Origin of the sequence: uncultured Cellulomonas sp. (assembly GCF_947494015.1) — a bacterium.
Classification (GTDB): Bacteria; Actinomycetota; Actinomycetes; order Actinomycetales; family Cellulomonadaceae; genus Pengzhenrongella.
Map to the genome: position 1 here is coordinate 65,405 of NZ_CANLTL010000002.1, position 13,498 is coordinate 78,902.

10 protein-coding genes are annotated in these 13,498 nt (G+C 74.3%); 8 read left to right on the plus strand and 2 right to left on the minus strand.

What is annotated here, in order from left to right:
* The first annotated feature begins 25 nt into the window (after positions 1-25).
* Positions 26-1,936: a glycoside hydrolase family 2 protein gene (locus tag Q0840_RS02165; protein ID WP_298455678.1), complete on the plus strand. Its 1,911-nt coding sequence runs from the start codon at positions 26-28 to the stop codon at positions 1,934-1,936.
* An 81-nt stretch (positions 1,937-2,017) separates the two neighbouring features.
* On the opposite strand, the gene Q0840_RS02170 is transcribed toward Q0840_RS02165, so the two are convergent.
* Positions 2,018-3,094 (minus strand): NADH:flavin oxidoreductase/NADH oxidase, encoded by a 1,077-nt coding sequence (locus tag Q0840_RS02170; RefSeq protein WP_298455681.1) that lies wholly within the window; start codon positions 3,092-3,094, stop codon positions 2,018-2,020.
* A 505-nt stretch (positions 3,095-3,599) separates the two neighbouring features.
* Here Q0840_RS02170 and Q0840_RS02175 point away from each other — a divergent pair.
* Positions 3,600-3,785 (plus strand): hypothetical protein, encoded by a 186-nt coding sequence (locus Q0840_RS02175; RefSeq protein WP_298455684.1) that lies wholly within the window; start codon positions 3,600-3,602, stop codon positions 3,783-3,785.
* Positions 3,786-3,866: 81 nt separating this feature from the next.
* On the opposite strand, the gene Q0840_RS02180 is transcribed toward Q0840_RS02175, so the two are convergent.
* On the minus strand, positions 3,867-5,087 hold the full coding sequence (locus Q0840_RS02180; protein ID WP_298455687.1) for an AGE family epimerase/isomerase: 1,221 nt from the start codon (positions 5,085-5,087) through the stop codon (positions 3,867-3,869).
* 198 nt (positions 5,088-5,285) lie between these two features.
* Here Q0840_RS02180 and Q0840_RS02185 point away from each other — a divergent pair, with 198 nt between their 5' ends.
* The 6 genes from Q0840_RS02185 (at position 5,286) to Q0840_RS02210 (ending at position 13,339) form a co-directional block, all read left to right on the plus strand.
* On the plus strand, positions 5,286-7,028 hold the full coding sequence (locus tag Q0840_RS02185) for a SpoIIE family protein phosphatase (protein WP_298455689.1): 1,743 nt from the start codon (positions 5,286-5,288) through the stop codon (positions 7,026-7,028).
* Between the two features lie 236 nt (positions 7,029-7,264).
* Positions 7,265-8,443, plus strand: coding sequence for a Gfo/Idh/MocA family protein (locus Q0840_RS02190; protein ID WP_298455692.1), 1,179 nt, complete (start codon positions 7,265-7,267; stop codon positions 8,441-8,443).
* A complete protein-coding gene (locus tag Q0840_RS02195) occupies positions 8,440-9,528 on the plus strand; it encodes a Gfo/Idh/MocA family protein (RefSeq protein WP_298455694.1) in 1,089 nt (362 codons plus the stop codon). The genes Q0840_RS02190 and Q0840_RS02195 overlap by 4 nt, the downstream gene beginning before the upstream one ends.
* 704 nt (positions 9,529-10,232) lie before the next feature.
* A complete protein-coding gene (locus Q0840_RS02200; RefSeq protein ID WP_298455697.1) occupies positions 10,233-11,702 on the plus strand; it encodes an HNH endonuclease signature motif containing protein in 1,470 nt (489 codons plus the stop codon).
* A gap of 276 nt (positions 11,703-11,978) precedes the next feature.
* Positions 11,979-12,497 (plus strand): MarR family winged helix-turn-helix transcriptional regulator, encoded by a 519-nt coding sequence (locus Q0840_RS02205; protein WP_298455699.1) that lies wholly within the window; start codon positions 11,979-11,981, stop codon positions 12,495-12,497.
* On the plus strand, positions 12,494-13,339 hold the full coding sequence (locus Q0840_RS02210; protein WP_298455702.1) for a PhzF family phenazine biosynthesis protein: 846 nt from the start codon (positions 12,494-12,496) through the stop codon (positions 13,337-13,339). Before Q0840_RS02205 ends, Q0840_RS02210 begins: the two co-directional genes overlap by 4 nt.
* Positions 13,340-13,498: the final 159 nt, after the last annotated feature.

Here is a 13,498-nt window from a genome sequence, read left to right on the forward strand (position 1 = left end):
CCGACCCCTGCCCCATGCTGGCGTCATGGCACCTGCGCGGAGCGAGGCCCACCCGGACGACCCGGCCGTGCCCGGCGCCGGGGCGGACCGGCCGGGCTCGGGGATGGACCCGAACCACCCCCGGCCCCAGCTGACCCGTCCAGGCTGGGAGGACCTCAGCGGGCCGTGGGAGTTCGCCTTCGACGACCGGTCGGTGGGCACCCGTGAGCAGTGGCACCGGGATGGGTCCGCGGTGTTCGACCGCGTGATCCAGGTGCCGTTCCCGTTCGAGTCCCCCGCGAGCGGCGTCGGTGACACCGGCTTCCACCCCGTCGTCTGGTACCGGCGGCCCTTCACGGTGTCCGCCCGCCCGGGGTACCGGGTGCTGCTGAACTTCGGGGCGGTCGACTACCGGGCGCACGTGTGGGTCAACGGCCAGGCCGTGGCCTTCCACGAGGGCGGCCACACGCCCTTCACCGCCGACATCACCGCGGCCCTGGACCCGTCGGGGAGCCAGACGGTCGTCGTGCGCTCCGAGGACAGCCCCACCGACCTGCGTCAGCCGCGCGGCAAGCAGGACTGGCAGCCGCAGGCGCACGCCATCTGGTACGACCGCACGTCCGGGATCTGGCAGCCGGTCTGGCTCGAGCACGTCCCGGAGACCCGGATCCGGTCCCTGCGCTGGAGGTCCGACGCCGACCGACGAAGCATCGACCTCACCGTCCGGGTGCACGACGACGGCCGTCCCGACCTGCGCCTGCGCGTGGTGCTGCGCCAGCACGACCGGGTCCTGGCCGACGACCTCTACGCCGTCGACCACAGCGAGATCCAGCGCCGCATCGTCCTGGCCGAGAACGACATGAGCCTGGGCCACTCGGACCTGCTGTGGTCCCCCGAGAGCCCGAACCTCATCGACGCCGAGCTGACCCTGGTGGACGGCGACGAGGTGGTCGACCGGGTGGGAAGCTACACCGCGGTGCGCAGCATCTCCGCGTCGCGTGACCGGCTGCTGCTCAACGGCCGGCCCTACTTCCTGCGGCTGGTGCTCGCGCAGGGCTTCTGGCCCGAGTCGCACCTGGCCGCGCCCGACGCCGACGCGCTGCGCCGCGAGGTGCAGCTGGTCAAGGACCTCGGCTTCAACGGCGTCCGGCTGCACCAGAAGGTCGAGGACCCGCGGTTCCTGGCGTGGTGCGACCGGCTCGGTGTCCTGGTGTGGGCGGAGATGCCGGCCGCGTACGAGTTCTCGCCCATGACGATCAGCCGGCTGTCGCGCGAGTGGCTCGAGATCCTCGAGCGCGACGCCTCCCACCCGTGCGTCATCGCCTGGGTGCCGGTCAACGAGAGCTGGGGCGTGCCGGCGCTCGAGCGGTCACCCGCGCAGCAGGACCTGGTCCGTTCGCTGTACCACCTCACCAAGGCCTACGACCCGGACCGGCTGGTCATCGGCAACGACGGCTGGGAGCATCCGGTCACCGACATCGTCACCGTGCACGACTACACCTCCCGCGGCGCCGTCCTGCGCCAGCGGTACGGCTCCTGGGAGGCGCTCGAGCACACCCTGGCGCGCACTCAGCCGGGGTACCGGGTGGTCCTGCTGCCCGGCGCCGCCCGCGAGGACCGCCCCGTCCTGATCAGCGAGTTCGGCGGCATCTCGCTCGATGTCGGCGAAACCACGGGGTGGCGCGGCTACGGCGGCGTGTCCGACCCCGAGGCGCTCGTGCGCGGCTACACCGACCTGGTCACCGCACTGCTGGACAGCCCCGCGGTGGTCGGCTTCTGCTGGACGCAGCTCACCGACACCCAGCAGGAGCGCAACGGCCTGCTCACCGCCGACCGCCGGGCCAAGGCGCCCGTCGAGCAGATCCGCGCCGTCACGGTCCGCCCGGCCGCGGCCGTCCCCGGCGACGCGATCAACGAGTTCTCCTACGGGGACTACCCGACGGGCAGCACCGAGTAGACCGCCCGGCGGGTGGTCCCCCACCGCCGCACCGGCCGTCGACGCCGATGGTCCACCGCCGGCCGCCTCACCGCGAGCGCCTCACCCCCAGGAGCCGCGCTCGTACTGGACGGGCCAGCCCGCGTCGGCTGCCGGGACGCGGAGCTCGTGCGCCGCCCGCAGCGGCCAGTACGGCTCGCGCAGCGCCGCCCGCCCGAGCAGGACGACGTCGGCGGCGCCGTCCACGAGGATGCTCTCGGCCTGCTGGGGCGACTCGATCAGCCCGACGGCGGCGACGGGCAGCCCCGAGCCCTCGCGGACGGCCCGGGCGGCGGGCACCTGGTACCCGGGGCCGACCGGGATGCTCGCGTGCGCGTTGCCGCCGGTGGACACGTCGACCAGGTCGACCCCGTGCCCGGCGAGGTCCTTGGCGACCTGCGTGACCTCCTCGACCGTGAGGCCGCCCTCGACCCAGTCGGTGGCGGAGACCCGGACCAGCAGCGGCCGGTCCTCGGGCCAGGTGCCGCGGACCGCGTCCACGGTCTCCACCAGCAGGCGCGCGCGGTTCTCCAGCGACCCGCCGTACTCGTCGGTGCGCTCGTTGGACAGCGGGGACAGGAACTGGTGCAGCAGGTACCCGTGCGCGGCATGCACCTCCACCACGTCGAAGCCGGCCTCCCGGGCACGCCGGGCTGCCGCGGCGAAGTCGCGCGGCACCTGGCGGACCTGCTCGGCGGTCATCGCGACGGGGGCGTCGTACCCCGGGAACGCGGTGGCCGACGGCGCGACGGTGGGCCAGCCGCCGTCGGCCGTCGGGACCGAGCCCTGGATCGGCGACCACGGGCGGAAGGTCGACGCCTTGCGACCCGCGTGCGCGAGCTGGATCCCGGCCGACGAGCCATTGGCGTGGACGGAGTCGGTGACGCGTCGCCAGGCAACGACCTGGGTGTCGTTCCACAGCCCGGTGTCCTGCGGGGTGATCCGGCCCTCGGGCACGACGGCGGTGGCCTCCGCGATCACCAGCCCGAACCCGCCGGCGGCCCGCGAGGCCAGGTGGACCAGGTGCCAGTCGTCCGGGACGCCGTCCGCGGCGGAGTACTGGCACATCGGCGCGAGCCACACACGGTTGGCGAAGGTCGTGCCGCGCAGGGTGAGGGGGCTGAAGAGTCGAGAGGTCACGACGACGGCCAACACGGCGGTGCGGCTCGGGCATTCCCGCGTGATGCGCGACGGCCCGGTGACCTCGCCATGAGGTCACCGGGCCGTCGCCACGTCTCCAGCATCGTCTGCGCCACCACCCACCGCGCCCGCTTGTCCTTGTCTCGCGCGGCTTGAACCGCCCCCGGCCTGCTTGGGGACTGTCGGTGACGTGCCACCCGGTCCGTGCCCGTCCACCCCTCACCAGAGGTGCGTGACCCGACCGAGCCGATCCATTCGCGGCGGGATGCTGGCACCACCACGCAGACCGGGGAACTGCTGTGCGCCGCGGCTCTCACCGCGACACCCTGCCCATCGACGGGCACACCAGCAGTCTGAGGGGTTCAAGCCCACCGGTCCCACGAATATTCCGCCGGCCACCCGGCCACCCGGCGGCACCGGCCCGCGCCGCCCCCGGCGCACCGGTGCGGGACACGCCGGGCCGCTCTGCCGGGGCGTGTCGGTGGCCGCGATTACCGTCGGGTCCATGGCCACCACACGCATCCACACCTGCACCTACTTCGACGACGGCGGCCCGGAGCTGCTGTGCTGCTGCGGCGCCCGCGGCCTGTACCTGGTCGAGGACGGTGACACCGACGCCCTGCTCGTCGCTCTGCTCGACGACGCGCCGATCGCCGGCTCCACCCGGGAGGACTTCGCCATCTCCGCGTGACCCGCCCCGCCCCGCCCGGTGCGACCCGTCGCGACCGGGACGGCGACGAGGCGCTCGGTCCGCGCGGGCCGGCAGCGTGGATCAGCGTCGGGCCAGCGCGGTGGCGAACGACGGCGTGACGGGGAGCTCGGGCAGCAGCGCCGCCTGGTAGGCGTGGTAGACGTCCGGCTTGCCGGACCAGGTCCCGTCCGACGGCTCGTTGGACGCGTCGAGCTCGTGGTGCCACGACCCGTGCTCGTGGTCCACCAGGTACCGGTCCGCGTACGCCCACCACCGCGCGGCGGCGTCGGCCCAGCGGCGCTCGCCGGTCGCCCGGTGCAGCACGTCGGCGGTGCTCACCGCCTCCGCGAGCACCCAGTGCATCCGCGCCCGGACCACCGGTCGGCCCGACCAGTCGGTGGTGTAGACGAACCCGTCGGCCCCGTCGGCCGCCCACCCGTCGGCGACCGCGCGATCGGCCAGGTGGACGGCGGCGTCGACCAGGTCCGGCGGCGGCTCCGGGAGGGTGGCGTCGACCGCGACGAGCAGCCGCGCCCACTCCAGGCCGTGACCGACGGTCGCGCCGTACGGCCGGAAGGGGTCGGCGGGGCGGTCGCGGTGGTGCTCGAGCATCGGCGTCCAGTCGGCGTCGAAGTGCTCCGGGATGCGCCAGTGGTTGCCGCGGGCCCAGCCGGCGACCGTCCCCGCGATCCGGCCGGCGCGCCGGTGCCACGTCGACTCGCCGGTGACGTCCCCGGCGGCGAGGTACGCCTCGACGGTGTGCATGTTCGCGTTGACACCCCGGTAGCCGTCGAGCCGGGTCCACGCGCGGTCCCACTCCTCGACGACGAGCCCCGCGCCGTCGTCCCAGAACCGCGCGCCCTGGACCGCGAGCGCCTCGGCGAGCAGCTCCTCGGCCCGCGGGATGCCGGCGACGACCGCCGAGGCCGCGGCCAGCACGACGAAGGCGTGGCCGTACGCCTGCTTGGTGTCGTCCACCGGTCCCTGCGGTCCGACGGCGGCGAACCAGCCGCCGTGCCGGGCGTCCCGCATCGGGCCGAGCAACGAGGCGACGCCGTGCTCGGCGAGGTCCCGCAGCGCCGCCGCGTCCGGCCCCCCGGGCGCGGGCGGCTCGCCGGCGAGCAGGCCGAGCGCGAACACGTGGGTCATGCGGCAGGTGACCCACAGCTCGACGGGGTGGGCGGGGTCGACGACCCCGAGCTCGTCGAGTCGGCCGAACCCCTGCGGGGTGCGCGCTGCCTGGGCGAAGCGGAGCAGGTCCGCGCGCTGCGCGGCCAGGTACGGCGGGTCACCGGGCGTCATCGCGGGGCCTCCGGAGGCGGTCGGGGACGGGCGGGCGGCACACGCGACGGTGACCGTGCCCGTCGGTCGACCCCACCGTAGGACCCCGGCGGGGTCGTGTGCGCGGACCGCGGCCGGGGGCCTCGCGCCCTATGCTCCCCGAGTCGGGGACGACCGCCCCGTGCCGTCGTAGCCCGTGTCGTCGCAGAGGGGGGTCCCGTGTCGAGCATCGGCCCGGCCGCACCCGTCGGGGACGGGACCGGCGACGGGACCGGCGAGCCGGCGGGTGAGGACCACGCGGACCGTCTGCTCGACCGTGTCCCGGTGGCCGCCGTCAGCTTCGACGCCGAGCTGCGGATGCTGCACGCCAATCACCAGGCGGAGCGCATGCTCGGCCTGGCGCGTGGCCAGATGCTGGGCCGCACCCAGTGGGAGCTGTTCCCGGCGACCCGCGGCACCGAGCTCGAGCAGGTCTACCGCCGGTCCCTGGCCACCGGGGAGCCGGCCACGTTCGTCCAGTACTACCCGCCGCACGACCGGTGGTACGAGCTCGACGTCCGCGCGGTCGCGAGCGGGCTGGACGTCGTCTTCCACGACGTCACGGCGCTCAAGCGGCCGCCGTCGCCCGCGGCGATCGGGTCCGGACACCGCACCGACGTCGGCCTGCTCACCGAGGTCACCGAGGCGCTGACGGCGACCCTGGACGCCGACGAGGGGGTGCGCCGGCTCGCTCGCCTCGTCGTCCCCCGGCTCGGGCACTGGAGCATCGTCAGCCTCGTCGACGAGCACGGGCTGCACGACATGGCCGTCGCGCACCACGACCCCGGGCGGCAGCCCCTCGCCGAGGCCTACGCGGACGCCCGCATCCCCGCCCTGACCCCGCAGGCGCCGGCACGGCAGTCGATCGGCACGGGCGAGATGGTCACGATGGGCTCGGGCGACCCGGCGTCGGTCGAGCTCATCGCGGGAACCATCGTCGACGACCCGGACGTCGCCGACCTGCTGCGCCGGCTGCAGTCGGCGTCCATGGTGACCATCCCGCTGACCGCGCGCGGACGGGTCGCCGGTCTGCTCAGCCTGTACCGCGACGTCGGCACCGCGCCCTGGACGGACGACGAGCTCGACCTCGCCCGGGAGGTCGCGGCCCGCGCCGGCATGGCGCTGGACAACGCGCGGCTGTACGCCGAGCGCCGGCACGCGGCCCTGGTGCTGCAGGAGGCGCTGCTCACCCCCCTGCCCGAGCCCGACCACCTGGAGCTGCGCGCCCGGTACGTGCCCGCGGCGCGCGACGAGAAGGTGGGCGGCGACTGGTACGACGCCCTGCTGCTGCCGACCGGGACGACCGCGCTGGTCATCGGGGACGTGACCGGGCACGACATCGACGCCGCCGCGGCCATGGGCCAGATCCGGACCATCCTGCGCACCCTGGCGTGGGAGCACAGCGGATCGCCGGCCGCGATCCTGTCCCGCCTGGACCGCGCGATGGCTGGCCTGCGGGTCGACGTGATCGCCAGCTGCCTGCTGATGACGGTGGAGCAGACCCCGGCGGAGGCGGCCGCAGGTCTGCGGCGCGTGCGCTGGTCCAGCGCCGGCCACCTGCCCCCGGTGGTGCTCGGGGCGGACGGCGGCGCCGAGCTGCTCGGCGGCGACAACGGCCCGCTGCTGGGAGTGCAGCCGGACGTCGCCCGCGACGACCACGAGCACGTCGTGGGCCCCGGCGCGACCCTGCTGCTCTACACCGACGGGCTCGTCGAGCGCCGCGATCGGGACCTCACGATCGGGCTGGACTCGCTGCTGGCGAACCTGAGCCGCCACGGCGGGCACCCGCTGAGCCGGCTGATCGACCTGCTGGTGACGGACCTCGCCGGTCCCCTGCGGCGCGACGACGTCGCGGTCCTCGGGGTGCGCTTCCATCCCGAGAACAGGCCGCGCCCGGCCGAGGCTGGGCCGGCCGACGTCTGACGCCGACACCCCGCTACGCCCGCGGAGCGGGCAGCATGTCCGTGACCGGGGGAGACTGGTCCCGTGACGACCGGGGCCACCCCCGCGGCGGGCGGGCGAGGTCGGCCGGTCGCCGTCGACGCGCTCGACGCCGGCGCGGCCGACGCAGGTCCGTCCACCGTCCTGTACATCCCGCACGTCCCGCACGTCTTGTTCGACGCCCGCACGTCTGCAACGCCGCACACGCCAGGAGGATCATGATCAAGGTCGCCGTCGTCGGGACGGGAAACATCTCCCCGTCCCACATCCGCGCCTACGGAGCGTTCGGTGAACGCTGCAGCATCGTCGCGCTCTGCGACGTCGTCCCCGAACGAGCCGACGCGCGCAAGCGCGAGCTGGGCGTGGACGACGCGACGGTGTACGCCTCGCACGCGGAGGTGATGGCGCGCGGCGACGTCGACCTGGTGAGCATCTGCACGCCGCCGTCCACGCACGAGGCGCTCAGCATCGACTTCCTGGACGCCGGGGTGAACGTGCTGTGCGAGAAGCCCATGGCGCCGTCGCTCGCGGCGTGCGACGCCATCCTCGCGGCGGAGGCCCGCAGCGGGGCGATCTTCTCCTCCGTGGCGCAGAACCGGTTCCGCGACGACGTCGTGCGGCTCAAGGCGGCCGTCGACTCGGGCCTGGCCGGGCCGGTCACGCACGTGGCGGTGGACTCCGCGTGGTGGCGGGGCCTGAGCTACTACGACCTGTCGTGGCGCGGGACGTGGGACCAGGAGGGCGGCGGCCCGACCCTCAACCACGCGGTGCACCACGTCGACCTGCTGCTCTGGCTGCTGGGCGCGCCGGAGTCGGTGACGGCGGTCCTGACGAACGCGGCGCACGAGAACGCCGAGGTCGAGGACCTGTCCGTCGCGGTCCTCGCCTATCAGCGCGCACTCGCCACGCTGACCAGCTCGGTGGTGCACCACGGCGAGCCGCAGCGGATGGTCGTGCAGGGACGCGACGCGAGCGTGAGCCTGACGGGCGACGTCGTCGCCGAGGTCTCGCAGCCCAATGGCTTCCCCACGCCGGGAGGTGACGCCGACCTGGCCCGACGGCTGCGGGACGTGCTCGACTCCGGCGAGCCGCTGGCCCACCTGGGGCACCAGGGCCAGGTCGACGACGTCCTGACGGCGCTGGAGTCCGGGCGTCGTCCGGCCATCGACGGTCACGACGGGCGGCGCACCATCGAGCTCATCACGGCGATCTACCAGGCCGGGATCGAGCGCCGCACCGTCGACCTGCCGCTGGCCGCCGACGACCCGTACTCGCTGCCCGGCACCCTCGTCGAGCGCGCACCTCGCTTCTTCGCCAAGACGGCGTCCGTGGACGACCTCGGCGGATTCATCAGCGTGTCCGGCACCACGACCGATCAGCAGGAGGAGACCCGATGACCGCGTCCGACGGCGGCACCTACGCCCCCGCCCCCATGCCCGACCCCGTCGTCGGCGACGGCGACTTCGTGTTCGCGGCGATCGGCCTGGACCACGGCCACATCTTCGGCATGTGCGAGGGACTCATCGGTGCCGGCGCCACGCTGCGGTGGGTGTACGACCCGGACCCGGAGAAGGTCGAGCAGTTCCGCGAGCGCTTCCCGGACGTGCGGGTGGCCCGGGCCGAGTCCGAGGTCCTGGACGACGACGAGGTGCGGCTCGTCGCCGGCGCGGCCGTCACCAGCGAGCGGTGCGACCTGGGTGTGCGGGTCATGGAGGCCGGCAAGGACTACTTCACCGACAAGGCCCCGCTCACGACGCTCGGCCAGCTCGCCACCGCCCGGGACGCCGTCGAGCGCACCGGCAAGAAGTACGCCGTCTACTACTCCGAGCGGATCCACGTCGAGACCGCCGTGTTCGCCGACCAGCTCATCCAGCAGGGGGCGATCGGCCGGGTGCTGCAGGTGGTCGGCTTCGGGCCGCACCGCCTGCGGCCGTCCACCCGCCCGGCGTGGTTCTGGGAGAAGGACAAGTACGGCGGCATCCTGTGCGACATCGGCAGCCACAACGTCGACCAGATCCTGCACTACGCGGGTGCGACCGACGCCGAGGTCGTCAACAGCCAGGTCGCCAACTACGCCCATCCCGACCACCCCGGCCTGGACGACTTCGGCGACGCGAACCTGGTGACCGACACGGGCGCGACGGGGTACTTCCGCTGCGACTGGTTCACCCCTGACGGCCTGCAGAGCTGGGGCGACGGTCGGACGTTCATCCTCGGGACCGAGGGATTCATCGAGCAGCGCAAGTACATGAACCTCGGCACCCAGGACGGTCCGGCACACCTGTTCCTGGCCAACGGCGAGCAGGAGACCCACTTCCAGGTGGCGGGCAAGGTCGGGTACCCATACTTCGGCCAGCTGGTCCTGGACTGCCTCGAGCGCACCGAGAACGCGATGACGCAGGCCCATGCGTTCAAGGCGATCGAGATCGCGGTCACGGCGCAGAACGAGGCGCGGGACCTGACGCCGCAGCGGGCGGGGTAGGCGGGTCGGGGCTCCGCCCGGTGAGGCGAGGTCGGGTCGGGGCCGACCTCTCCTGGCGACGGCCGAGAGGGGTCCGGGCCGACCTCGCCCCGCGACGGAGGAGGGCGGTCCGGGCCGCCGGGGTTCCGGCGGGGCGGTGCGGAGCCGTCCGCGGAGCGCGGGCCGGTCGGGAGTGCGGGCGTCGGGAGCCGCTCGCGGCCCCGCAAGCGGCGACCGCACGCTCGGCGGCGTGGTCGCGGTGGCCCCGCCGGGGCGGACGACGGGACGGGCTGCCGTCGCACCCCGAGCCGCCCCCGGCGTGACTGCACTGAGCTCCGACGGCACCCGTCGGCGACCACACCCGCCTCGATGCCGTGTGGCGCCGTGGCCCCGGGCGGGAGGAGGACCACCACGCCCGACCAGCAATGATGCGTCGACCCCGGTCCTCGTTCGGCAGCCTGGCGCGAACTCCTCTTCAGAATCGACCAGAGCGAGCGATGCGGATGTCTCGCCGCAGCGGTCGATAGGTTTGCACTGCCCACGCGAACCGTCGCCCACAGCCCACTTCGGCGCGCGATCATCGCGCCGAACCTGCCCACAGGTCGCTGTTTCGCACGCCCGTCCACGGCATTCTTGGCGCGCACCCGGAGTGTCAGTGGCTCCTCGTAGACTTTCCGTAGCGCATTCAGCGAGGCATGGCCGGACCGGGCGGAAAGGGGCGGGCGATGAGTGTCGACAATCCTGTTCCGGCGCCGTCCGGGGACGCCGCGTCGGGCGACCTTTCGTGCCTTTCTCCCCAGGTGGCTGCGGCGTTGTCGGCGATGGAGGCCGCGGTCGACGTGCTGGCCGGTCTGGACGTGGCGGTGGTCGACGGGCGGGTGGCGGCGGTGGTCGCGCGCCGCCTCGCGGTGGTGGCCAGCCGGGCGGTGGTGGCCCGGGTGCGGCTGCTGCCGGTGATCGACACCGACGGGCTGTGGGCGCTCAGTGGTGCCCGGTCGTTCCCGGTGTGGGTGTCCCACGAGCACCAGGTGTCGGTGCAGACCGCCCGGGCGCAGGTCCGCCTGGGCCGCACCCTGCGCGACCACCTGCCCGCCACCGCCGACGCCGCCGCGACCGGGGCGATCACGGTCGAGCATGCGCAGCTGCTGGCCACGTTGACGCCCACCACGGCGCAGCGCCGCCAGGTGCTGGCGGACCCGGCGCACGAGTGCAACGAGGCGTTCCTGGTCGACCAGGCCCAGCGGTTGTCGGTGGATGAGACGCGGGTGCTGGCCCGGCAGTGGGCCGCCTACGCCGACCCCGACGCCGACGACCGCGGCTACGTCGAGTCCGGCGACCGCGAACACCTCGAGCTCTCACGCATGGGCGACGGGTACCACCTGGAGGGGCAGCTGACGATCGAGCACGGCCAGACGTTGAAGGCCGCCCTCGCGGCGGTCACGCCGGTGCCGGCGGTCGACGACGACCGCACCCCGACCCAACGCCGCGCCCACGCCCTGGCGGACCTGGCCACGATCACCCTCGACCACGGCCTGGTCGGGACCGGACGGGCGGTACGGCCCCGGGTCACGGTCCTGGTCGACGAGCCGACCTTCCGCGCCCGCGCCGAGGCCGCGCTGGCACGACTCGCCTCCGCCTGCCCCGGGCAGGGCACGCGGCTCGAGGAGACGGCGAACCGCACGGGCGGTCCTGTTTCAATCGGCAGCACCCCGCCGGCGGTGACCGCGACGATGCTGACCGGTCACGCCGTGGCCGGTGGGCCGCAGTACGAGGACCGCACCCCCGTCCCCCGCGCGCTGCTGGACCGGATCGCGTGCGACAGCCAGATCAACCGCATCATCTTCGGACCCCACGCCGAGGTCCTGGACGTCGGACGCGCCGAACGCACCTTCACCCGACACCTACGCGCCGCGATCACCGCCCGCGACAAGCACTGCCAATACCCCACCTGCACCGCACCACCACCGGTGTGCGAAGCCCACCACGTCCAGCACTGGGCCCGCGACCACGGCGCCACCAAGGTCGACAACGGAATACTCCTGTGCACCTACCACCACAGCCTCATCCACCGCCGCGCAATACAGATCCACCGCCACGGGAAGCACTGGACATTCCACGACACCCACGGCACCCAGATCGACCCAGAACGCGACCGGCCGGCACTCCTGACGCGCCGCGACAACGCCCACAGATGAGCGGCTTGCCCACGATCCGGGCCTATGCTCGACGCTCCGCCGATGGGGCGAGCAGCGCGTGCAGCCCGCCACGCGCCTGGTCGTCGAGCGTGGCCAGACGTCCGCGAGCGCGGGCGTCACGCCACGGGGACCCGGCGGACCCTGCGGGGGCAGCGAGGAGGACGACATGCCACCACTGCGGCGAACGCGCCGGCGCCCTGCGCGTCAGCGGGGCCGCACCCGCACCCACCCGACCGGATGAAGGTTGCACCGGCAACAGAGCGATAGCCTGAGGCGATGGTGACGCGCTGGCTGGACGACGACGAGCTCGCGGCCTGGATCCGCCTGGTCGCCGTGGTGGAGCTGCTGCCCGGCGTGCTGGACTCGCAGCTTCGGCGCGACTCGGGCCTGACCCACTACGAGTACTTCGTCCTCGCGACGCTCTCGTCCGCCCCCAGCCGCACGCTGCGGATGACCGACCTGGCCGGACGGACGCACGCGACGCTGCCCCGCCTGTCCCACGTGGTCAGCCGGATGGAGGGTCGGGCGCTCGTGGAGCGGACCGCAGCCCCGGGCGACCGCCGGGTCTCGAACATCGTCCTGACCGCCACGGGTTGGGAGACGCTCGTCGCGGCCGCCCCCGGCCATGTCGAGACGGTCCGGCACCACGTCCTGGACGCACTCACCCGTGAGCAGGTCGAGCAGCTCGCGGACATCACCGCCGCGGTCCTGACCCGTCTGGACCCGGGGGCGGTCATGGGCGCGTCCATGCTGCCGCCCCGGTCCGCGCCCACCACCGCGGCGGCACTGCCGTGACCGAGGTGCTGAGGTACGCGGCGTTCACCGACGCCGGGCGCGGTGGCAACCCCGCCGGCGTCGTGCTCGACGCCGGTCATCTGGACGACGCCGGCATGCTGGCCATCGCGGCCGAGGTCGGCTACTCCGAGACCGCCTTCGTCATCGGCGCCACCGGCCCGGATCACCTGACCGTCCGCTACTTCAGCCCGCGCGCCGAGGTCGCCTTCTGCGGCCACGCGACGATCGCGGCGGCGGTGGCGCTCGCCGAACGGTCGGCCCCGGGCGACGTCGTGCTCGACACCCGCGCGGGCCTCGTCGCGGTGCGGACCGCGAACGAGGCCGGCGGGATGGTCGCGACGTTGACCTCCGTCCCCACCCGGACCCGTCCCGCCCCCGACGACGTCCTCGACGCCGCGCTGCACGCCCTGTGGTGGGACCGCGGCGACCTCGACCCGCAGTACCCGCCCCACGTGGCGTACGCCGGCAACGACCACCTGCTGGTGCCGATCCGGTCCCGCGCCACCCTGGCCGCCCTCGACTACGACCTGGCAGCGCTCGGTGCCGTGATGGCCGACGCCGGCTGGACCACCGTCCACGCGTTCTGGGCGCAGACGCCGACCACCTTCCACGCCCGGGACCCGTTCCCACCGGGCGGCGTGGTCGAGGACCCGGCGACCGGGGCGGCCGCCGCCGCGTTCGGTGGCTACCTGAGGGACCTGTCGCTGGTCGACGTCCCGGGCCGGGTGACGGTCCTGCAGGGCGCCGACATGGGGCGACCGAGCCGTCTGCTCGTCGACCTCGACGCCGGCTCGACGACGGTGCGGGTCACCGGGGCCGCGGGGCCGATCCTGGGGGCATAGGCGCCGGGACCCGACGCCCCTGCCCCCGAGGACCTGGACCCGGGGCGGCGTCACGCGCGGCACCGCCACGCGCGGCACCGCCACGCGCGGCACCGCCGCATGCAGCACCGCCACGTGCGGCACCGCCGCGGGCGGCAGCGTGGGGCCCGGCACCGTCCC